General features: G+C 70.1%; 18 protein-coding genes and 5 tRNA genes. 12 read left to right on the top strand and 11 right to left on the bottom strand.

The genetic code is table 11. The features are described from left to right. Positions 1-88 precede the first annotated feature (88 nt). A complete protein-coding gene (locus ACFYO5_RS32665) occupies positions 89-706 on the bottom strand; it encodes a YceI family protein (RefSeq protein ID WP_388715771.1) in 618 nt (205 codons plus the stop codon). 394 nt (positions 707-1,100) lie between these two features. Between ACFYO5_RS32665 and ACFYO5_RS32660 the strand changes: the two genes are divergently transcribed. Beyond that, positions 1,101-2,696 carry an acyl-CoA carboxylase subunit beta gene (locus ACFYO5_RS32660; RefSeq protein ID WP_388715768.1) on the top strand — a complete coding sequence of 532 codons (1,596 nt, stop codon included), beginning with the start codon at positions 1,101-1,103 and terminating at the stop codon, positions 2,694-2,696. A gap of 57 nt (positions 2,697-2,753) precedes the next feature. Continuing rightward, complete coding sequence (locus ACFYO5_RS32655; protein ID WP_356562062.1) at positions 2,754-2,945, top strand: acyl-CoA carboxylase subunit epsilon; 192 nt, start codon at positions 2,754-2,756, stop codon at positions 2,943-2,945. Between the two features lie 196 nt (positions 2,946-3,141). On the opposite strand, the gene ACFYO5_RS32650 is transcribed toward ACFYO5_RS32655, so the two are convergent. The 8 genes from ACFYO5_RS32650 to ACFYO5_RS32615 form a co-directional block, all read right to left on the bottom strand. Continuing rightward, positions 3,142-3,723, bottom strand: coding sequence for an ATP/GTP-binding protein (locus ACFYO5_RS32650; RefSeq protein ID WP_071369867.1), 582 nt, complete (start codon positions 3,721-3,723; stop codon positions 3,142-3,144). Beyond that, entirely contained in the window at positions 3,704-4,291 is a 588-nt protein-coding gene (locus ACFYO5_RS32645) for a DUF742 domain-containing protein (RefSeq protein WP_356562060.1), read from the bottom strand. Before ACFYO5_RS32645 ends, ACFYO5_RS32650 begins: the two co-directional genes overlap by 20 nt. A gap of 96 nt (positions 4,292-4,387) precedes the next feature. Then, entirely contained in the window at positions 4,388-4,801 is a 414-nt protein-coding gene (locus ACFYO5_RS32640; protein WP_030948713.1) for a roadblock/LC7 domain-containing protein, read from the bottom strand. A 10-nt stretch (positions 4,802-4,811) separates the two neighbouring features. Continuing rightward, positions 4,812-8,105: a nitrate- and nitrite sensing domain-containing protein gene (locus tag ACFYO5_RS32635; RefSeq protein WP_388715765.1), complete on the bottom strand. Its 3,294-nt coding sequence runs from the start codon at positions 8,103-8,105 to the stop codon at positions 4,812-4,814. A 380-nt stretch (positions 8,106-8,485) separates the two neighbouring features. Next, positions 8,486-9,061, bottom strand: coding sequence for an ATP/GTP-binding protein (locus ACFYO5_RS32630; RefSeq protein ID WP_030793795.1), 576 nt, complete (start codon positions 9,059-9,061; stop codon positions 8,486-8,488). Then, positions 9,042-9,440, bottom strand: coding sequence for a DUF742 domain-containing protein (locus ACFYO5_RS32625; RefSeq protein WP_019058642.1), 399 nt, complete (start codon positions 9,438-9,440; stop codon positions 9,042-9,044). Before ACFYO5_RS32625 ends, ACFYO5_RS32630 begins: the two co-directional genes overlap by 20 nt. Positions 9,441-9,553: 113 nt before the next feature. After that, positions 9,554-9,967: a roadblock/LC7 domain-containing protein gene (locus tag ACFYO5_RS32620; protein WP_003993189.1), complete on the bottom strand. Its 414-nt coding sequence runs from the start codon at positions 9,965-9,967 to the stop codon at positions 9,554-9,556. Positions 9,968-9,976: 9 nt separating this feature from the next. Beyond that, positions 9,977-13,717, bottom strand: coding sequence for a nitrate- and nitrite sensing domain-containing protein (locus tag ACFYO5_RS32615; RefSeq protein WP_388715763.1), 3,741 nt, complete (start codon positions 13,715-13,717; stop codon positions 9,977-9,979). Positions 13,718-14,312: 595 nt separating this feature from the next. Here ACFYO5_RS32615 and ACFYO5_RS32610 point away from each other — a divergent pair. From ACFYO5_RS32610 to ACFYO5_RS32570, 9 genes are all read left to right on the top strand, one after another. Next, the gene (locus ACFYO5_RS32610; protein ID WP_356562054.1) at positions 14,313-14,498 is read left to right on the top strand and encodes a hypothetical protein; all 186 of its coding nucleotides are present in this window, start codon (positions 14,313-14,315) and stop codon (positions 14,496-14,498) included. A gap of 133 nt (positions 14,499-14,631) precedes the next feature. Continuing rightward, positions 14,632-15,408: a fumarylacetoacetate hydrolase family protein gene (locus ACFYO5_RS32605; RefSeq protein WP_356562052.1), complete on the top strand. Its 777-nt coding sequence runs from the start codon at positions 14,632-14,634 to the stop codon at positions 15,406-15,408. Further along, entirely contained in the window at positions 15,401-16,885 is a 1,485-nt protein-coding gene (gene gltX, locus ACFYO5_RS32600; protein WP_388715760.1) for a glutamate--tRNA ligase, read from the top strand. The genes ACFYO5_RS32605 and gltX overlap by 8 nt, the downstream gene beginning before the upstream one ends. 450 nt (positions 16,886-17,335) lie before the next feature. After that, on the top strand, positions 17,336-18,067 hold the full coding sequence (locus ACFYO5_RS32595) for an HAD family hydrolase (RefSeq protein WP_356562048.1): 732 nt from the start codon (positions 17,336-17,338) through the stop codon (positions 18,065-18,067). Between the two features lie 90 nt (positions 18,068-18,157). Beyond that, positions 18,158-18,229 (top strand) — tRNA-Gln (locus ACFYO5_RS32590). Between the two features lie 55 nt (positions 18,230-18,284). Then, positions 18,285-18,357, top strand: a tRNA-Glu gene (locus ACFYO5_RS32585). Positions 18,358-18,419: 62 nt separating this feature from the next. Then, a tRNA-Glu gene (locus tag ACFYO5_RS32580) sits at positions 18,420-18,492 on the top strand. Positions 18,493-18,519: 27 nt separating this feature from the next. Beyond that, positions 18,520-18,591, top strand: a tRNA-Gln gene (locus tag ACFYO5_RS32575). A gap of 28 nt (positions 18,592-18,619) precedes the next feature. Next, positions 18,620-18,692, top strand: a tRNA-Glu gene (locus ACFYO5_RS32570). 69 nt (positions 18,693-18,761) lie between these two features. Here ACFYO5_RS32570 and ACFYO5_RS32565 read toward each other — a convergent pair. Then, positions 18,762-19,406, bottom strand: a complete 645-nt coding sequence (locus ACFYO5_RS32565) for a MerR family transcriptional regulator (protein ID WP_388715757.1) — start codon at positions 19,404-19,406, stop codon at positions 18,762-18,764. An 81-nt stretch (positions 19,407-19,487) separates the two neighbouring features. Between ACFYO5_RS32565 and ACFYO5_RS32560 the strand changes: the two genes are divergently transcribed. Then, entirely contained in the window at positions 19,488-19,994 is a 507-nt protein-coding gene (locus ACFYO5_RS32560) for a DUF4188 domain-containing protein (protein WP_388715754.1), read from the top strand. A 109-nt stretch (positions 19,995-20,103) separates the two neighbouring features. On the opposite strand, the gene ndgR is transcribed toward ACFYO5_RS32560, so the two are convergent. Then, positions 20,104-20,820, bottom strand: a complete 717-nt coding sequence (ndgR, locus tag ACFYO5_RS32555; RefSeq protein WP_028806673.1) for an IclR family transcriptional regulator NdgR — start codon at positions 20,818-20,820, stop codon at positions 20,104-20,106. Between the last annotated feature and the right edge of the window lie 65 nt (positions 20,821-20,885).

The following is a 20,885-nucleotide window of genomic DNA, read 5'->3' as shown; positions in this document are numbered from 1 at the left end:
CAGGGCGCTCCGGACACGCCGAGCGCCCGCCCTCCCTACGGGGGGAGTGGAGGGCGGGCGCGCTCGGGGGCGTGGCGGCGCTGACGCGTCACGCGTTCTTGATGGCCGAGATGTCGAAGTTCAGCTTGATCTTGTCGGAGACGAGGACGCCGCCGGTCTCCAGCGCCGCGTTCCAGGTCAGGCCCCAGTCGGAACGCAGGATCTCCGCCTTGCCCTCGAAGCCGACGCGCTCGTTGCCGAACGGGTCCTTCGCGGCGCCGTTGAACTCGAGGTCGATGGTGAGCGGCCTGGTGACGCCGAGGATGGTCAGGTCGCCGGTGAGGCGGTAGTCGTCGCCGCCCAGGGCCTCCGCGCCGGTCGAGCGGAAGGTCATCGTCGGGAACTCGTCGGCCTTGAAGAAGTCCGAGGTCCTGAGGTGGTTGTCACGGTCGGCGGACCCGGTGTCGACGCTCGTCATCGTGACGTCGAGCGTGGCGGTGGACCGGGCGGGGTCGGCGCCGTCCAGGTGCAGCGAGCCGGTGAACTCGTTGAACTTGCCCTTGACGTTGGTGACCATCGCGTGCCGGGCGACGAACCCGATGGTCGAGTGCGCCGGGTCGATCGTGTAGTCGCCGGTCAGGGCGGCGAGGTCCGGGTTCACGACGCCGACCGTGGTGGCGGTGGTCGCGGTGGTCTCGGTGGTGTTCCTGCGGCCGAAGATGCCCATGACGTGCTCCTTGGGGACGGATCGATGAACGGATCGATGAGACGAGCGTTGATGTTGAATGTTCAACGTTTCCAACAAGGCAGACCGTAGTCCTATTCCGTTCAACTTTCAACTTCCTGGACGGATGTGTTTCGGACGCTGCCCGGTCATCGCGTGAGCCCGCCTCCCGGCGGTCCGCCCCGTCCGTCACTCCACTGGACGGCCCCCACCGGGCGACGGTGTGGGCTTGGTCTCACCGCCCGTCTTTGTGCGACCTCCACAAGCGGAACGGGCTCTGAGCAGTCGGAATGCCTGCATTTCGGCATGGTTCTGTTCAGGGCTACCAGGAAAACACGCCGGAGACTGTACGGAGTCGACGTCTCACTTTCCTTGGTGGGCTTCGTAAGGTCACTACATGACCGTTTTGGAAGAGACGACCGGTGAGCCGACCGCCGAGCCCACGGACGCGCGCGGGCGCGTAGCCGAGCTGCACGTGATCCGTGCGCAGGCGCTGGCCGGGCCGAGCGAGAAGGCGACCCAGGCGCAGCACGCCAAGGGCAAGCTGACCGCCCGTGAGCGGATCGAGCTGCTCCTGGACCCGGGGTCCTTCCAGGAGGTCGAGCAGCTGCGCCGGCACCGGGCGACCGGCTTCGGCCTGGAGGCGAAGAGGCCGTACAGCGACGGTGTCATCACCGGTTGGGGCACGGTGGAGGGCCGTACGGTCTTCGTCTACGCCCACGACTTCCGCATCTTCGGCGGCGCGCTGGGCGAGGCGCACGCCACGAAGATCCACAAGATCATGGACATGGCCATCGCGGCCGGGGCCCCGCTGGTGTCGCTGAACGACGGTGCCGGGGCCCGTATCCAGGAGGGCGTCTCCGCGCTCGCCGGTTACGGCGGCATCTTCCAGCGCAACACCAAGGCCTCGGGCGTCATCCCGCAGATCAGCGTCATGCTCGGCCCGTGCGCGGGCGGTGCGGCCTACAGCCCCGCCCTCACCGACTTCGTCTTCATGGTCCGCGAGACCTCGCAGATGTTCATCACCGGCCCCGACGTGGTCAAGGCCGTGACCGGCGAGGAGATCACCCAGAACGGCCTCGGCGGCGCCGACGTGCACGCCGAGACCTCGGGCGTCTGCCACTTCGCCTACGACGACGAGGAGACCTGCATCGCGGAGGTGCGCTACCTCCTCTCCCTCCTCCCGCAGAACAACCGCGAGAACCCGCCGCGCGCCGAGTGCTCCGACCCGGCCGACCGCCGCGGTGACGTCCTGCTCGACCTCGTCCCGGCGGACGGCAACCGGCCGTACGACATGACCAAGGTCATCGAGGAGGTCGTCGACGACGGCGAGTACCTGGAGGTCCACGAGCGCTGGGCGCGCAACATCATCTGCGCGCTGGCCCGGCTCGACGGCCAGGTCGTCGGCATCGTCGCCAACCAGCCGCAGACCCTCGCCGGTGTCCTCGACATCGAGGCCAGCGAGAAGGCCGCCCGCTTCGTGCAGATGTGCGACGCCTTCAACATCCCGATCATCACTCTTCTGGACGTACCCGGCTTCCTGCCCGGCGTCGATCAGGAGCACGGTGGGATCATCCGCCACGGCGCCAAGCTCCTCTACGCCTACTGCAACGCGACCGTGCCCCGGATCTCCCTCATCCTGCGCAAGGCGTACGGAGGTGCCTACATCGTCATGGACAGCCAGTCCATCGGTGCGGACCTCACGTTCGCCTGGCCCACCAACGAGATCGCCGTGATGGGCGCCGAAGGTGCCGCCAACGTCATCTTCCGCCGCCAGATCGCCGAGGCCGAGGACTCCGAGGCCATGCGGGCCCGCATGGTCAAGGAGTACAAGTCCGAGCTGATGCACCCCTACTACGCGGCCGAGCGCGGCCTCGTCGACGACGTCATCGACCCCGCCGAAACCCGCGAAATCCTCGTCAGGTCCCTGGCGATGCTGCACACCAAGCACGCCGACCTGCCCTCCCGCAAGCACGGCAACCCCCCGCAGTAACCAGGCGGATCCTCCGCGCCACCCTTGCGGAAACCTCTCTCACGGAGACTGACACCCATGACCACGCCTGACATCCGCGTCGAGAAGGGCCACGCCGAGCCCGAGGAAGTCGCCGCCCTCACGGCGATCCTGCTGGCCCGCGCCGCCCGTTCCCCCGAGCCCGCCCCGGTCCACCGAGGCCGCCCCAAGGCCGGCTGGCGCCGGCTGGAGCGCGAGGGCGGCTTCCGCGCCCCGCACAGCTGGCGCTGACCGCCCGAGCCGCCACGAGCACGAAGAAGGCCCCGACGCCCCCTGGGCGGCCGGGGCCTTCGCACGTACGGACCGCCCGCGGACCCCGGGGGGCGAGGGGGAGCTGACCGACCCGCGGGCCGCGCCGCCCCGGTGGCGTGAAAAGGCCCCTGCGCCTCCCTCGAGGAGGGGCACAGGGGCCGTTTCACGTCAGGTCCTACCGCAGGCGCGCCATGAGCGCGTGCTCCACCAGCGTGATCAGCGCCGACTTGGCGTCCGCGCGGTGGCGGGCGTCCGTCGTGATGATCGGGGTGTCGGGGCCGATCTGGAGGGCCTCGCGCACCTCGTCCGGCTGGTACGGCTGGTTGCCGTCGAAGCCGTTGAGGGCGATCACGAAGGGGAGACCCGAGTTCTCGAAGTAGTCGACCGCGGGGAAGCAGTCGGCGAGTCGGCGGGTGTCCACCAGGACGATCGCGCCGATGGCGCCGCGCACCAGGTCGTCCCACATGAACCAGAAGCGGTCCTGGCCGGGTGTACCGAAGAGGTACAGGATCAGGTCCTGGTCCAACGTGATACGGCCGAAGTCCATGGCGACCGTCGTGGTCGTCTTGTCTCCGGTGTGGGTGAGGTCGTCGATGCCCGCCGAAGCAGACGTCATGACGGCCTCGGTACGCAGCGGGTTGATCTCCGAGACGGCCCCGACGAACGTGGTCTTGCCCACGCCGAAGCCACCCGCCACCACGATCTTCGCTGAGGTGGTGGAGCGGGAAGGACCGCCGCTAGAGCTTGCGAAGTCCACTGAGCACCCTTTCGAGCAGTGTCACGTCTGGCTGGCCGCCGGCGTTCTCGTCGCCGCCGGGCTGATGGATGGCGACCAGTCCCGCCTCCGCCAAGTCGGCGACGAGGATCCTGGCCACGCCGAGAGGGATCGTCAGGAGGGCCGAGATCTCGGCCACCGACTTGATCTCCCGGCAGAGGTTGCAGATCCGCTGATGCTCGGGCAGTTGCCCCTGCATCTGGTGCGGAGCCGCGGTGGTGTGCACCAGCGCCTCGATGGCGAGCTGGTACCGCGGGCGGGTCCGGCCGCCGGTCATGGCGTACGGACGCACCAAGGGGTTGTGCGACGCCCCGGCGGGCGACGGCTCGGGGGTGCGGCGATGCGGCTGCACGGGCTGGATGCGCGGCTGGTGCGGCTGGTCGTACGGCGACTGCCCGGGGCCCTGCGGGTCCTGGGGTGCGTACGGCTGACGCTGGCTCGGAGCGGAGGGGAAGTCGTAACGGTTCGGGTTCTGAGAACCGTCGCCCTGGCCCTGGGCAGGGCCGTACGACCAGTTACCCGAATGCGAACCGGCTGGGGGTGTTGCCACTCTCTCTCCTCCTCCGACTGTGCCTGGCATCCATCACGTGGAGGCCGCGTCCCGAAACCCTACGGCCTCGGGACGCCAAAACGCACCGTCCATCTGTTAGTTGAGAAGGCTCCCTTGGAGCTCCGCGCGAAGATCGGGCGTCAGGACCGTACCTGCTCGGTCCACCAGGAGGGCCATCTCGTACCCGATAAGGCCGATGTCCGCCTCGGGATGGGCGAGGACCGCGAGCGACGAACCGTCCGAGATGGACATGAGGAACAGGAATCCTCGCTCCATCTCCACAACCGTCTGGTTCACGCTGCCGCCCTCGAAGATCCGGGAGGCGCCTGCCGTCAGCGACGTCAGACCGGAGGCGACGGCCGCGAGCTGGTCGGCACGGTCGCGGGGGAAGCCTTCGGACATCGCCAGAAGGAGTCCGTCGGCGGAGACCACCACCGTGTGGGACACCCCCGGGGTGTTGTCCACGAAGTTGGTGATCAACCAGTTCAGGTTCTGTGCCGCCTGGCTCATCGGGCTCACACTAACGCTCCTGGTCGTAGGTGCTGTCAGGCCCACTGTGCTGATTCCTGGCCTGACCGTTCGGTTCACTTCCTGCGTTGCGTCCCCGCTGCACGCCTCGACGCAGGTTGCTCAACCTGCCTCGGACGTCCTCCGGGGCGCGGGAGACCTGGGGGCCTCCCTGGGGGGTGCTCTCGGCGGCGCCCTCGATCAGGTTGGCCTTCGGCACCCGTCGCGGCAGACCGGAGGAGGTGACCCCGCCCGCCTTCGGCTTCTTGAGCTGGGCGGCCTGCTGCCAGCGATCGTCGTTCGCCGAACGCCAGTCGGCGGGGCCGTCCGAAGCGGGAGCCGGCGCTTCCTGGGGCGCGGGCCGGGATCCGTTCGAACCGCTCGCCGCGTGGGATCCGCGACGGGGCAGTCCCGCGTCGGTCAACGCGTGGGCCGCGGAGGGGGCCGGTCCCGGACGGTCGAAGCCTACGCTGTCCTGCTCACCGGTGTCAGTGGCCTGCGCGGATTCCGCTTGCGCAGCGTACTGGTCCGGATAACCGTTCTGGTAGCTGTTCTGCTGCGGCCAGTCGTCCTGGTAGGGCTGCTCCTCGTACGGCTGGAAGCCCTCCGGCGCGGCCTGCGGTTCCGCCGCCCGCTCCTCCTGCGGAGCTTCCGCATACGCGTTGTCGGGGTAGCCGCCGTGCTGCCCGAAGGCGCCGTTCTGCGCCCCCGTGCCGTTCGCCGGGAAGGCCTCGCCCTGCGGCCCACCGCCGTTGGCGGCGCGGTACGGGTCCTCGTACGCCGTGTGCTGCTGTCCCTCGTACGACGTCTGCGGGTGGTCGTACGCCCTCGGCTGCTCGGCGTACCCGGTCGCGCCGCCGTCGTAGCCGTTCTGCGGCGAGGCGAAGCCGTTGGGGGAGGCGTCGAACGCGGCCTGCTGCTGCGACTGGTCGAAGCCGTCGCCGTACGCGGGCGTCTCGGCGGACTGCTGCCGACCCGGCCGGTCGGGCGCGGGGGACTCCAGGGCCGCCCGGCGCTCGTCCCGCATCAGGGAGCGGCCGACCGGGTCCAGGTCACGCAGGTCGTCGGGGACCTCCGTGTACTGGCTGTCGTCGAAGCCCAGCTCGGCCGCCGTGCGCAACGGCTGGTGGTTGAAGTCCTCACCCTGGAACCGCTGCTCCGGGATGATCTGGGAGACGGTGAAGTCGTCGCGCTCGGGCTGGTGCTCGCCACCGCCACCGTGGGTGATGGCGTCGGGCAGCATGACCAGCGACGTGGTGCCGGCCTGCTCGCCCGAGGGGCGCAGCTGGACCCGGATGCCGTGCCGGTCGGACAGCCGCCCGACCACGAACAGGCCCATGCGCTGGGAGATCGCCGCGTCCACGGTCGGCGGGTTGGCCAGCTTGTGGTTGATGTCCGCGAAGTCCTCGGCGGTGAGGCCGATGCCCTTGTCGTGGATCTCGATCATCACGCGGCCGTCGGGGAGACGGGTCGCGGTCACCCGGACCTTGGTCTGCGGGGAGGAGAACGTGGTGGCGTTCTCCAGCAGCTCGGCCAGCAGGTGCACGAGGTCGGTCACGGCACGGCCGTGGATCTCGGCCTCCGGTACGCCCGACAGCTCGACGCGCTCGTACTGCTCCACCTCGGAGGAGGCGGCGCGCAGCACGTCGACCAGCGGGACCGGCTGGTCCCAGCGGCGGCCCGGCTCCTCGCCGGCGAGGACCAGGAGGTTCTCGCCGTTGCGGCGCATACGGGTCGCGAGGTGGTCCAGGCGGAAGAGGTTCTCCAACTGGTCCGGATCGGCCTCGTTGTTCTCCAGCTCGGTGATCAGGGTCAGCTGGCCCTCGATCAGGGACTGGTTGCGGCGCGACAGGTTGGTGAAGATCGCGTTGATGTTGCCCCGCAGCAGGGCCTGCTCGGCGGCGAGCCGGACGGCCTCACGGTGGACCTGGTCGAAGGCGCGGGCGACCTCGCCGATCTCGTCCGTGGTGTTGATGGGGATCGGCGTGACCCTGGTGTCGACCCGGCCGGGATCGGTCCGCGAGAGCTGGTCGACCAGCATCGGCAGCCGCTGCTCGGCGATGCCGAAGGCGGCGTTGCGCAGCTGGCGCATGGACTGGCTCATCTGGCGGGCCATGAGACTGGCGATGATGAACGCGGTCAGCAGGGCGATGATGACGATCGCGCCGTTGATGATCGCGTCCCGCTGGGCGTCGGAGGCGATCTGCCCCGCCTCGCCCACGGCCTTGTCGATGAGTTCGCTCTCGACCTCGCTGTACCCCTGGAACTTCAGGGTCGCGGCCGTCATCCAGGCCTGGGCGGTGACGCCCTGCTCGGCGAGCTGGGCGGGCGACCGCCCGCTGGCGATCGCCTGGATCATCTTGTCCATGGCGGGCGGAGCGACGAAGTCCTGGTCCGCGGCCTCGGCCTTCTGCTGGGCCTCGGCGGCCTGCTTCGCGCCTTCCTCGGTCTTCTGGGTCATGACCTCGGTGAGGCGCGCCGCGTCCTGCGTGGTGCCACCGGAGACGTACTCCTGTAGGGCCACCCGCTCCAGGTAGGCGTACGAGGTGAAGGCGGTGAGCTGCTGGCGGAAGACCGTCTCGTCGGGGCTCGGCCGGACCAGCAGGTGCATGCCGATCGAGCGCTGGAGGGACTCGGCGCCCTTGGCGAGCGCGATCGCGTAGACGGTACGGCCGTACGCCGTGATGTTGCCGGTGCCGAGGCCGAGTTCGTTGGAGAACTCCATGAGCAGGTGCTCGATCTCGACGTAGCCCTCTTCGGTCTTCACCGGGTCCAGGGCCTTGGTGTAGGCGGCCGCGCGGAGCTTCGTGATGCTCGGCTCCTTCTCGATCACCAGGCCGAGGCGGCGCTTGAGGCCTTCCTTGTCCGGCATGCCGGACGTCTCGCTGTGGAAGGCGGCGGCCTTCTGGTCGGTCACGGCGCGGGCGTCCTTGACGACCTCGCTGTCCTTCTTGTTCTGCAGCAGGGGTTCGGCGGAGACGTCGCGCTCGTTCAGCAGCGCCTCGGCGTACTCGCCGGCGGCGGCCACGATCTTCGCGACCTTCTCGGCGTCGCGGGCCTCCTGCCAGGTGTCGATCGAGCCCTTCACCTGGAAGCCGCCCATGACGAGACCGACCAGCACGGGTATGAGCAGGATCGCGTTCAGCCTGGTGGGCACCCGCCAGTTGCGAGGGGAGAGACGGCCACCGCTCTTCGCGGGTGCGGCCGACTGCTCCGCACCGGGCACAGGGGCGGGCGCCGCTCCGCGCGGCGGCGGGGTGAAGTTGCCCCGGGCCGCCGGCTCGGGACTTTTCTTGCTTCGCCTCACTCGACCAACAACCTCTCGGCGGTCGGCACCTTCGTCGTGCCGCAGTGTCTCAGAGCCCGGTCAGCCATCGACCATGAGTACGTCATTGACCATTGGGCAGTTCAGGCATTCCAGCACGACGACCAGCGCAGTTCCAAACATGGAGAAGTGCCGGTTCGAAGTGATGTAAGCCCCAGATAAAACGGTCAAAAAGAACGAGCCCCGTCAAATGACGGGGCCTTCATGCGCGCAGCGGTACCAAGCGACCGCGACGCGTGGCCGTACCACCCGATTCCTCTGCCGAAACGTTATGAACACCGGGGCCGGCCGTGTCAAAGGCCACAGCCGGCTCCGGTACGTCTACGGCAACTGACGTACGGCACGATGGATTTGTTCCCCGCTCACCGCAGACGAGCCATGAGCGCGTGCTCCACCAGCGTGATCAGCGCCGACTTGGCGTCCGAACGATGCCGGGCGTCCGTCGTGATGATCGGGGTGTCCGGCCCGATCTGGAGCGCCTCGCGGACCTCCTCCGGCTGGTACGGCTGCTGACCGTCGAAGCCGTTGAGGGCGACGACGAACGGCAGACCCGAGTTCTCGAAGTAGTCCACCGCCGGGAAGCAGTCGGCCAGGCGGCGGGTGTCCACCAGCACCACGGCGCCGATGGCACCGCGCACCAGGTCGTCCCACATGAACCAGAAGCGGTCCTGACCCGGCGTACCGAACAGGTAGAGGATCAGGTCCTGGTCGAGCGTGATACGTCCGAAGTCCATGGCCACCGTGGTGGTGGTCTTGTCCCCGGTGTGGGTGAGGTCGTCGATGCCCGCGCTCGCGGACGTCATCACGGCCTCCGTGCGCAGCGGGTTGATCTCGGAGACGGCGCCCACGAACGTGGTCTTGCCCACGCCGAAGCCGCCCGCCACCACGATCTTCGCGGAGGTGGTGGCCCGCCCCCCGTCAGAGCTTGCGAAGTCCACTGAGCACCCTTTCGAGCAGCGTCACGTCAGGTGCGCCACCGTTGTTCTCGTCGCCGCCCGGCTGGTGAATGGCCACCAGTCCGGCCTCGGCGAGGTCGGCCACGAGGATCCTGGCCACGCCCAGCGGCATGGCCAGGAGCGCCGAGACCTCCGCGACCGACTTCACCTCACGGCAGAGGTGGCAGATGCGCTGGTGCTCGGGGAGCAGCCCCATGAGCGCTGCCGGGTCGGCCGTGGTGCTGATCAGCGCCTCGATGGCGAGCTGGTAGCGCGGCCGGGTCCGGCCGCCGGTCATCGCGTACGGACGCACCAGCGGCTGGTCGCCCTCGTCCCCGTACGGCTCCGCGTACGGATCATGAGAGGCGGTGGGCGGGGTCATGAATCCTCCGGGCGGGACAGCAAGTCTCGGTCAGTCGTGCCGTCCGTCGAGGCCGGTGGGGGGATTGTGTCGGCCGGACGGTGATTTCGTGAGGCGGGTGGTACCTGGGCGGGTCAGTGGAGCAGACTGCCCTGTAGTTCGGCGCGCAGGTCGGGCGTGAGTACCGCGCCCGCGCGGTCGACCAGGAGTGCCATCTCGTAGCCGACGAGGCCGATGTCACATTCGGGGTGCGCGAGGACGGCGAGGGACGAGCCGTCCGAGACGGACATGAGGAAGAGGAAACCCCGCTCCATCTCGACGACCGTCTGTGCCACGCTGCCGCCCTCGAAGATCCGGGAGGCCCCGGCCGTCAGCGAGGTGAGGCCCGACGCGACGGCCGCCAACTGGTCGGCACGGTCGCGGGGGAAGCCCTCGGACATGGCGAGCAGGAGCCCGTCGGCGGACACGACAACGGTGTGGGACACCCCGGGGGTGTTGTCCACGAAGTTGGTGATCAACCAGTTCAGATTCTGTGCCGCCTGGCTCATCTGGCTCAACTAACGCTCCTGCTGGTGAGTGGGGTTCGGGAAGCTGCCGGTCTGGCCGTTGCCGACCTGACGACCTTGCGCGATACCCCGACGAAGATTGGTCAGCCGTCCGCGTACGTCGTCAGGCGCACGCGAGACCTGCGGACCGGTTTGGTGCTGTTGCTGCTGAGCCGTGCCCGGGACGAGGTTCGCCCTGGGCACCCGGCGCGGCAGGCCGGAAGTGGTGACGCCGCCCGCGGCGGGCTGCCGGACGCGCTCGGCCTGACGGACGAGTTCGTCGTTGGGCGAGGTGCGCCAGGAGGACCCGGTCGCCGCGGGACGTTGGGGGGCAGCCGGAGCCTGCGGCTGCTGTGGCTGCGGCGTGGGGGCCGAGCCGTTGCCGTTTCCGTCGGCCTGCTGTCCGTGGAACCAGTTGGTCTCCAGGGTGTCGTACAGCGGGGTACGGCCGTCACCCGGACCGGCCGGCGGCAGCGCCTCCGGCTCGGAGCGGACGGCGGGGCGCGGCGGGACGGGCTGCTGCGGAGAGCCGTAGCCGTTGCCGCCGCCCGTGTTCTGGGGGCGGTCGAACTGGCCCGTGGACGAGGGGTCCTGGCGGCCGGGCAGCGCGTACTGGCCGGTGCCGGAACCGTCGTGGCCGGGGGCCGGGAACTGACCGGTGGAGCCGTTGTCGTAGGCCTGCGGAGCGGTGTACCGGCCCGGACCCGTCGGGGCGTTCTGCCCGCCTGGGGTGCCGAAGACGTCGTTGCGGACGAAGCCGTCCTGCCGTCCGCCCGCGCCCGGAGCCGGGAACTGGCCCGTGTCCTGGGCGCCGTTCAGGCCGGAGAACTGGCTCATGTCCTGGTACTGACCGGTGTGCTGCGGGCCGCCCGAGCCGGGGCGCGCGAAGTCCGCCGGGCCGGCCGGACCCTGGCGCTCGTCGATCCGCGGTATCTCGGCGGTGCCGCCGGGACCCTGACGGTCGTCGATGCGCGGCATCCGCGAGGTCTGCGCGACATCCGGCTCGTCGTGGCCGCGCGGGGCGTCCAGCGGGGTGCGCGCGACCGGCGGCTGGGCGTTCTCGTCGCCCCAGCTGGTGCCGCGGGGCTGCGGGTCGCCGCCCGGCAGCTCGGCACGCGGGCCGCCGCGCGGCGGCAGCTGCGGCTGACGGCCACGGCCGCGACCACCTTGGTCGCCTCGGTTGTCGCTCTGGCGCGGCGCGGGCGGACGCCCGGCGCCGAACATGTCCTGGCCCTGGCCCTGGCCCGGCGTACCGGTACCGGCCGACTGGAGACCCTGCGGCGCACCCGGGGCCTGGCCGCCGAAGCCGGCGCCGGCCGGAGCCGGGCGGCCCTGCGGGGGCGAGGCCGGACCCTGCGGTCCGCGCGGCGCACCGGGGCGGCCACCGCCGTCACGGCCGGGCAGCGCGGCCCGGGGACCCTGGCCGGCGGCGAGCCTGCCACCCGTGCCGGAGCCGGCGCCGAGAGCACCGCCGCCCTGCGCACCGGAGCCGAGCGGACCGCCCTGGCCGCCCTGACGGCGGGCCGCGGCGACACCGGCGGCGGCCTGCGCGGCGGCCGGACCGCCGGACACGCTGCCCTGGCCGGGCTTGGGCTGCGGCTTCTTGCCGCCCTGGGCGACGTCGACGGGCAGCATGACCAGCGCGGTCGTACCACCGGAGTCGGAGGGGCGGAGCTGGATGCGGATGCCGTGCCGTTGCGACAGCCGGCCGACCACGAAGAGGCCCATGCGGCGGGAGACCGACACGTCCACGGTGGGCGGCGACGCGAGCCGCTCGTTGATCGCGGCCAGGTCCTCGGGGGAGAGGCCGATGCCGGTGTCGTGGATCTCGATCAGGACGCGGCCGTCGGGCAGCGCGTGACCGGTGACCTTGACCTTGGTCTGCGGGGAGGAGAAGGAGGTCGCGTTCTCGAGCAGCTCGGCGAGGAGGTGCACGAGGTCGTTGACGACCCGGCCGGCCACTTCGGTGGTAGGCACGGAGGACAGCTCGATCCGCTCGTACTGCTCCACCTCGGAGGCGGCGGCACGGAGCACGTCGACCAGCGGCACCGGACGGGTCCAGCGGCGGCCGGGCTCCTCACCGGCGAGGACCAGGAGGTTCTCGCCGTTACGGCGCATGCGGGTCGCGAGGTGGTCGAGCTTGAACAGCGAGGACAGCTGGTCCGGGTCGGCCTCGCGGGACTCCAGTTCGGAGATGAGCGAGAGCTGACGCTGGATGAGGCCCTGGGAGCGGCGCGAGAGGTTGGTGAACATCGCGTTGACGTTGCCCCGCAGCAGGGCCTGCTCGGCGGCGAGGCGGACCGCCTCGCGGTGCACGTCGTCGAAGGCCGCGGCCACCTGGCCGATCTCGTCCCGGGAGTGCACACCGACCGACTCCACGGACGTGTCGACGTCCTGCGGGTCGGACTCGGACAGCTGCTTGACCAGCTCGGGCAGCCGGTCCTGGGCGACCTTGGTGGCCGTCTCCTGGAGCCGGCGCAGCGAGCGGATCATGGACCGGGCGACGACGAACGCGCCGACCAGCGACACACCGAGCACCAGCAGGATCAGCGCACCGGAGATGATCGCCTCGCGCTCGGACTCGGCGCGCAGCTCACGGGCCTTCTGCTCCATGTCCTCGAGCAGCGTGGTCTCGATGTTGTTCATCTGCCGGATCTTGGTCGTGCTGGCGTCGAACCAGTCCTGGTACGACCGCTTGTCCAGCGACCTCAGACCGGTCGGGGAGCTGAGCGCACGCGTGGCGTACGTGTCGGCGTCCTCGATGGTCGGGCTGCCCTGCTCGATGGGCTGGAGCAGCTCCTCGGCGCCCTCGTCGCCGAAGATGCTGCGGAAGCTCGCGAGTTCGGAGTCCTGGTTCTCCAGCGCGGCCTCGGCGTACTGCCGGTCGTTCTCGGAGATGGTGCCGTAGACGTCGTCGTTGACCGGCAGCGCGGCCGCGAGGACGGCGCGCTGGACGGAGGCGTACTCCTTGGCGGCCGAGAAGGCGGCCAGCGCGCGGGTGCGCTGGATCATCTCGGGATTGCTGGTGGCCTGCGCCATGTCCTGCGACAGGTCGAGCAGGTGGGTGATGAGGCGGTGGTAGGCCTCCACCGTCTGGGTGGAGTTCTTCTGCTCCGCGAAGGCCGTCTTACGGACCTTCGCGAGGTTGCCGAGGTCGCTGAGGAGACCCACGAGGCTGTCGCGGACGCCCTGGAGGTTGCCGTCCGTGCTGGAGGCGTCGATCTCCTCGGAGGCGTCCTTGAACGAGTCCAGGCTCAGGTCGGTCTTCTCGCGGGCGCCCTTGACGGTGAAGTCGGCCGCGGTCTTGCCGTGGGCCAGCGGACCGGCGGACTTGTCGCGCTCGTCCTGGAGCCGGATGGCCAGCTCGGTCGCCTGCTTGGTCATGTCCGTCAGCAGCTTCATGTTGTCGAGCTGCTGGATGTCGTCCATGGACTGGTCGATGCGGATCGTGCCCAGCGTGGTGGCCGCGACCACGGGCAGCGTCAGCAGCGCGACGAGACGCGTGGAGATGCGCCAGTTGCGCAGCGCCACACGCGATCCGGGGCCTGGGGTGCCGGCCGGCGGCTTGACCGTCGGGGTGCTCGGCGACGCGGACGCGCCGGGGCGCCCGGAGCGCTCACCGCCGTCGCCGGACGGGGCCGGGCCCGGGTTCTGGGCGTGCGGGGGCGAGGAGCTGCCGGCCGTGGAGCCAGTCCCGCCGTGCGGCTCCGGCTCGGCCGAAGCACTGCCATCCCTCTTGAAACGTCCCTGCACTAGCGTCGCAACCTCTGGACCAGGCGTCCCTCCGCGTGAACGGAAGGACGGTGTCGGCGTCTTGAGGGGCGCCCTGAATTACGCCCCCCGATTGGTCGTGAGTACCGGCGCTGGCTCCCCCTTCCAGCGGCGCTCGGCGCTGCTGTGCGCCCTGCGCGCCGGCTCGATCCCGCGGCGGTCCGTGGAATTCCAGCACAGTGCCGGATCTCCAACAAGGCTTGTTGGCCGGGCTGTGACATCCGTGACAGCGGGTGAGTGGCGCATCACCGGACGTAGAAAGTGTTCCGTGACAATGCGGGCGCAAGGGGGCGAATGGTCAGGTGGCAAGGGGTGTCCCAGTCGCCATGATCAGGAGCGGAATGGGAGCTTCAGGTGGGCAATGTCCGTTTCATAGTGGTCGTTCGGGGGCCTGGATTGACCGGTTTGAGCGCTGATTCGTGAGCAAACTCACACGTAGATCATGAGACCCGCACGCGTACTCCGGGAATGGCGTGTCTAGCCTGACGCTTTACAGAGATGGCAAATCCGACAAGACGCGCTTACGGGGGCCCCTCGGCCCGCCCGGCGCCCGGACAGGACAGGGCTCACCACCACAGTGAAGACGACGACGATGTTCCACAAGATCGCCAACCCGCGGCGCACGACGCTGGCGCACCTCAAGGACGCCGACGAACTGCGGCTCCCGGAGCAGCAGGAGCACTCCGTCGACCTCCCGGCCCAGACCGCCAACCCCAGGCGCACCATCCTCATGGAGATCCCCGTGACCTCCTCCGCAGAGTAGGTACGCGCGCCGGCCGCCGCATGCTCAGGGTGGCGGGCCACGGATGTCAAGGGCGTCCCCGGCCGGGGGCGCCCTTCCGCGTTAGCCTGGAGCGTCAGACTCCAGCCAGCTCAGTCAAGGGGCCAACCAACCCGTGCGCATCGCCAGGTTCTCCATCGACGGGAACGTCGCCTTCGGCGCGGTCGAGGGCGACAAGCCGGACGAACTCGTCCTCGACATCATCAAGGGCATCCCGTTCACGGAACACCAGCTCTCCGGCACCAAGGTGCCGCTGAGCAAGGTCCGGCTCCTGCCGCCCGTGCTCCCCAGCAAGGTCGTGGCCTTCGGCCGCAACTACGCCGAGCACGCACGCGAACTCGGCAACGAGGTGCCCGACGCCCCGTTCGCCTTCATCAAGCCGTCCACCTCCGTGGTCGGACCCGGGGACGACATCCGGTACCCGCCCTTCTCCGAGGACCTCCACCACGAGGCCGAACTGGCCGTCGTCATCGGCCGGATGTGCCGTGAGGTCCCGCGCGAGCGCGTCAAGGACGTGATCTTCGGCTACACCTGCGCCAACGACATCACCGCGCGGGACGTCCAGAAGCGCGAGAAGCAGTGGGCCAGGGCCAAGGGCTTCGACTCCGCCTGCCCGCTCGGCCCCTGGGTGGAGACCGACCTCGACCCCGGCGACCTCACCGTCCAGCTGACGGTCAACGGGCAGCAGCGGCAACTGGGCCGCACCAGCGAGATGATCCACTCGATCGAGGATCTGATCGTCAACATCACCGAGGCCATGACGCTGCTCCCCGGCGACGTGATCCTCACGGGCACCCCCGCGGGGGTCGGCCCGCTCGCTGTCGGCGACGAGGTCTCCGTCAGCATCGAAGGCATCGGCACTCTCACCAACAAGGTTGTCAAGCGTGGCTAGCGCACCCGGCTCACCCGTACGCGTCCGTTTCTGTCCGTCGCCCACCGGCAACCCCCACGTGGGCCTGGTCCGCACCGCCCTGTTCAACTGGGCGTTCGCCAAGCACCACCAGGGCACGCTGGTCTTCCGCATCGAGGACACCGACGCGGCCCGCGACTCCGAGGAGTCCTACGACCAGCTCCTGGACTCGCTGCGCTGGCTCGGCTTCGACTGGGACGAGGGTCCGGAGATCGGCGGCCCGCACGCGCCGTACCGCCAGTCGCAGCGGATGGACCTCTACAAGGACGTCGCCGAGAGGCTCCTCGCCGCCGGTCACGCCTACCGGTGCTACTGCTCCCAGGAGGAGCTGGACACCCGCCGCGAGGCCGCCCGCGCCGCCGGCAGGCCGTCCGGCTACGACGGCCACTGCCGCGAGCTGACCGCCGCGCAGGTCGAGGAGTACCAGGCCCAGGGCCGCACCCCGATCGTCCGCTTCCGGATGCCCGACGAGACGATCACCTTCACGGACCTGGTCCGCGGCGAGCTGACCTTCACCCCGGAGAACGTCCCGGACTACGGCATCGTCCGCGCCAACGGCGCCCCGCTGTACACCCTGGTCAACCCGGTCGACGACGCCCTGATGGAGATCACCCACGTCCTGCGCGGCGAGGACCTGCTCTCCTCCACCCCCCGCCAGGTCGCCCTCTACAAGGCGCTGATCGAGCTGGGCGTCGCCAAGGAGATCCCCGCCTTCGGTCACCTGCCGTACGTGATGGGCGAAGGCAACAAGAAGCTCTCCAAGCGCGACCCGGAGTCGTCGCTCAACCTCTACCGGGAGCGCGGCTTCCTCCCCGAGGGCATGCTCAACTACCTGTCGCTGCTCGGCTGGTCCCTCTCGGCCGACCAGGACATCTTCACGATGGACGAGATGGTCGCGGCCTTCGACATCGCGGACGTCAACCCCAACCCGGCGCGCTTCGACCTGAAGAAGTGCGAGGCCATCAACGCCGACCACATCCGTCTGCTGGACGTGGCGGACTTCACCGAGCGCTGCCGTCCGTGGCTGCGGGCCCCGTTCGCCCCCTGGGCGCCGGAGGACTTCGACGAGGCGAAGTGGCAGGCGATCGCCCCGCACGCCCAGACCCGTCTCAAGGTCCTCTCCGAGATCACCGACAACGTCGACTTCCTCTTCCTCTCCCAGCCGGTCGTCGACGAGGCGAGCTGGACCAAGGCGATGAAGGAGGGCTCGGACGCCCTGCTCACCACGGCCCGCGAGAAGCTGGACGCGGCCGACTGGACCAGCCCGGAGGCGCTCAAGGAGGCCGTCCTGGCCGCCGGCGAGGCCCACGGCCTCAAGCTCGGCAAGGCCCAGGCCCCGGTCCGCGTCGCCGTCACCGGCCGCACGGTCGGCCTGCCCCTCTTCGAGTCCCTGGAGGTCCTGGGCAAGGAGAAGGCGCTGGCCCGCATCGACGCGGCGCTGACCAGGCTCGCCGCCTGATCCGTCCCGCGCCCGTGAGGTGTGGCACCCCGCCAGGGTGCCGCACCTTCACCGTTCCGCGGCACCTCCGCGTCTCCGCGTGACGGCCGACCGTATGGCGATCACGGCCATGGCCTGGTCCGGGGTGCGGTCGGCACCTTCGCCCGTCGGGCCCCGGCACGGGCCCGAGCCGGTCCGTGTCACGGTCGCTGGACGCGGTCGGCACCTTCGCCTGTCGGGTCCGAGCCCGGGCCGGTCCGCGTCACGGTCGAGGGCATGGGCGTCAGGGCCGTGGTCCGGGACGCGGCCGGCGCCCTCGCCCGTCGGGCCTGAGCCCGGGCCCGTCCGCGTCACTGTCGGCGCCATGGCCATCACCGCCGTCGTCCGGGACGTGGACGACGCCCTCTTCGACGCCGCGTACATCGGGGGATGACCCCCGAACCCCCAGCCGGTCCGGGTACCGTCGGCGGCATGGCCATCACCGCCGTCGTCTGGGACGTGGACGACACCCTCTTCGACTACACGACCGCCGACCGCGAGGGCATGCGCGGCCATCTCGCGGCGGAGGGCCTCCTCGACCGGTACGGCACGGCCGAGCGGGCGCTGCGGCTGTGGCGTGAGGCCACCGAACACCACTGGGCGCGGTTCTCCGCCGGCGGCATGACCTTCGAGCAGCAGCGCCGCGACCGGGTGCGGGCCTTCCTGGAGCGGGAGATGACCGACACCGAGGCCGACGCCTGGTTCCAGCGGTATCTCGTGCACTACGAGACCGCCTGGGCCCTCTTCCCGGACGTCCTGCCCGTCCTGGACGCCCTCGCCACCAGCCACCGGCACGCGGTCCTCTCCAACAGCAGCATCCACGTCCAGGACCACAAACTGCGCGTCCTCGGTGTCCACGACCGCTTCGAGTCCATCCTGTGCGCGGCCGAGCTGGGCGTCTCCAAGCCCGAGCCCGCGGCCTTCCTCGCGGCCTGCGAGGCCCTCGGCCTGCCCCCGCACGAGGTGGCGTACGTCGGCGATCACCCGGAGATCGACGGTCGGGGCGCGGCGGACGCCGGGCTGCTGTCCGTGTGGATCGACCGCTACGGCGGCACGGCCACCATCGACCTCCCGTCGGGACGGCATCGGATCGCCACCCTCGCCGAACTGCCCGCGCTCCTCGGCGCCGATACCCGTTTTGGAGCGCAGTCCACCTTCGGGTAATGTTCTTCCTGCGCCGCCGGGGAGCGGGCCGAGAGGCCGGACCCCGGGGGAGCGAACTAGAACAAGGCCCCTCCGGGGCTTGAGTTCCAGTGGCCTATGGTGTAATTGGCAGCACGACTGATTCTGGTTCAGTTAGTCTTGGTTCGAGTCCAGGTAGGCCAGCTCGCAGATGCTTTGAAGCCAGCACGGCATCTGTGTCGCGGATGACATCCGCAAAGCCCCCGTTGTGTAGCGGCCTAGCACGCTGCCCTCTCAAGGCAGTAGCGCCGGTTCGAATCCGGTCGGGGGTACAGATCCTTCCCGCGGGAACAGTCCGGGTCGCACCCGTTGTTGTCGATGCAGGATCGCTAGGGCCCCCGTTGTGTAGCGGCCTAGCACGCCGCCCTCTCAAGGCGGTAGCGCCGGTTCGAATCCGGTCGGGGGTACGGTTGGCCCATTGGTCTCAACCACTTTGGTCTATGGTGTAATTGGCAACACTACGGTTTCTGGTACCGTCATTCTTGGTTCGAGTCCAGGTAGACCAGCTCTGACCTGCGGAAACGCAGTGTTTAGGCCCCCGTTGTGTAGCGGCCTAGCACGCCGCCCTCTCAAGGCGGTAGCGCCGGTTCGAATCCGGTCGGGGGTACGCATCAGGGAAGGCCCTCCACTTCGGTGGGGGGCCTTCGCCGTCTCCCGGCAAGCGAGCGCCTACCGCTCACTCGAAGCCGTAGCGCCGCGCGGACTCCTCCTCCTGGGCCAGCCGGTGCAGTGCCTGGAGCATCGGCTCGACCAGGATCGTGCCCAGCACCGCCGCCTCGACCCGCTCCGCCTCCGACTCCCGGGTCTCGACGAAATCCAGGTCGAGGACGGCCGCTCGGTGCATCAACCGGGCGTAGGACACGAGGAGTTCGGCGTCCCAGTCATAGCCGAGCCGCCGCATCGCGGCCACCGCCACCGCCAGCGAACGGTAGGACGGCGAGACGGTGGTGAGCCGTTCGGCGTTCTGCCAGCCCAGGGTCCCGAGGAGTTCGCCCACCTCGCGGTGGGCGGCCCCGAGGTGCTCGTCCTCCGCGTCCGGCTCGGGCACGTGGGGCAGCGCCCACAGGGCCGCGCCGAGGCGCATCGTGCGGCCCAGGGAGTCGTCGTCGACGTGCCCGAGGACCTCCCGGACCGTGGCCACCGGCACCCGGCCCACCTGGATCATCGCCCGGACCAGTCGCAGCCGGCGCAGATGCTCCTCGTCGTACTCGGCGGTCGTCGCGTTGACCTGGCGGCCGGGCCGGAGGAGTCCCTCGCGCAGGTAGTACTTGATCGTCGCGGTGGACACCCCGCTGAGTTCGCTCAGTTCGGCCAGTCGCATCCCTTGCGGCCCTCCTTGGTCAGCGGGACTATCCAACCAGGAGCGCTTGGAGAGCGTCGCTAGCCAACGATGGGGGAGCACATGTCCGTGAAACCCGCCGGTGCCCGCCGCACCACCGCCGACGCCCGCGGTGACGTCGTCGTCCTGCTCATCGGGATGCGGGTCAACCGCTTCCGGGCGGTGCACCAGTGGATCCCGGTCATGCTGGCGATGGTGCGGATGCTCGCCGAGCTGAAGAAGGACCCGGGCCGCGGTCTGCTCTCGCACGTCATGCTGACGGCCTCGCCGCGGACGTACTACGTCGTCCAGTACTGGGAGTCCGCGGAGAAGCTGTACGCCTACGCGAGCGCGCCGGACGCGTTCCACCACGCCGTGTGGGCCCGGATCAACCGCATGGAGCGGGGCGGGAAGGTGCGGGGGCACGTGGGGATCTGGCACGAGACGTACGTCGTGCCCGAGGGGCGTTACGAGGCGATCTACGGCGACATGCCGGCGTTCGGGCTCGCGGCGGCGCACGGCCAGGTGCCGTTGGGGGAGCGGGGACGGTCCGCGAAGGACCGGCTGACCTGGCGCGCCCCGGCGTCCTAGGGAATACGGGGAGGGGATGCGGGGGCGGAGCGTGCCGCGGCGTTGAGGCCCGCTCCGATCCCTGTGCTCTGTTCCCTGTCGTTCCCTTTGGTTCCCGGCTCGATCCGCGTCAGCCGGTGCGGCGCAGGGCCTCCGACAGGCGGCCCGCCGCGTCGATGACCGCCTGCGCGTGCATGCGGCCAGGGTGCCGGGTCAGGCGCTCGATGGGGCCCGAGACCGACACGGCGGCCACCACGCGGTTCGACGGACCGCGCACCGGCGCGGAGACGGACGCGACGCCCGGTTCCCGCTCGCCGATCGACTGGGCCCAGCCCCGGCGCCGTACGCCCGACAGGGCCGTGGCCGTGAAGCGGGCGCCCTGGAGGCCACGGTGGAGGCGCTCGGGCTCCTCCCAGGCCATCAGGATCTGTGCCGAGGAACCCGCCTTCATGGTGAGCGTCGAGCCGACCGGGACGGTGTCCCGCAGGCCGGACAGGCGCTCCGCCGCGGCGACGCAGATGCGCATGTCGCCCTGGCGGCGGTAGAGCTGGGCGCTCTCGCCCGTGATGTCACGGAGGTGGGTCAGCACCGGGCCGGCGGTCGCGAGGAGGCGGTCCTCGCCCGCCGCCGCGGCCAGTTCGGCCAGGCGCGGGCCGAGAATGAACCGGCCCTGCATGTCCCGCGCCACCATACGGTGGTGTTCCAGAGCCACGGCCAGACGGTGGGCCGTGGGTCGTGCGAGTCCGGTGGCGGCGACCAAGCCCGCGAGGGTGGCCGGACCGGACTCCAGGGCGCTCAGGACAAGGGCTGCCTTGTCCAGAACGCCGACGCCGCTACTGTTGTCCATGAAACGATATTCCCGTCTCACTCTGTGAAACGCAAGTTCAATTTTCCGTGAGACGCGCAACCCTT

Origin of the sequence: Streptomyces sp. NPDC006259 (genome assembly GCF_042870975.1) — a bacterium.
Taxonomy (GTDB): domain Bacteria; phylum Actinomycetota; class Actinomycetes; order Streptomycetales; family Streptomycetaceae; genus Streptomyces.
Note: the sequence above shows the minus strand (reverse complement) of the source record. Positions and strands in the feature narration are given on the sequence as shown.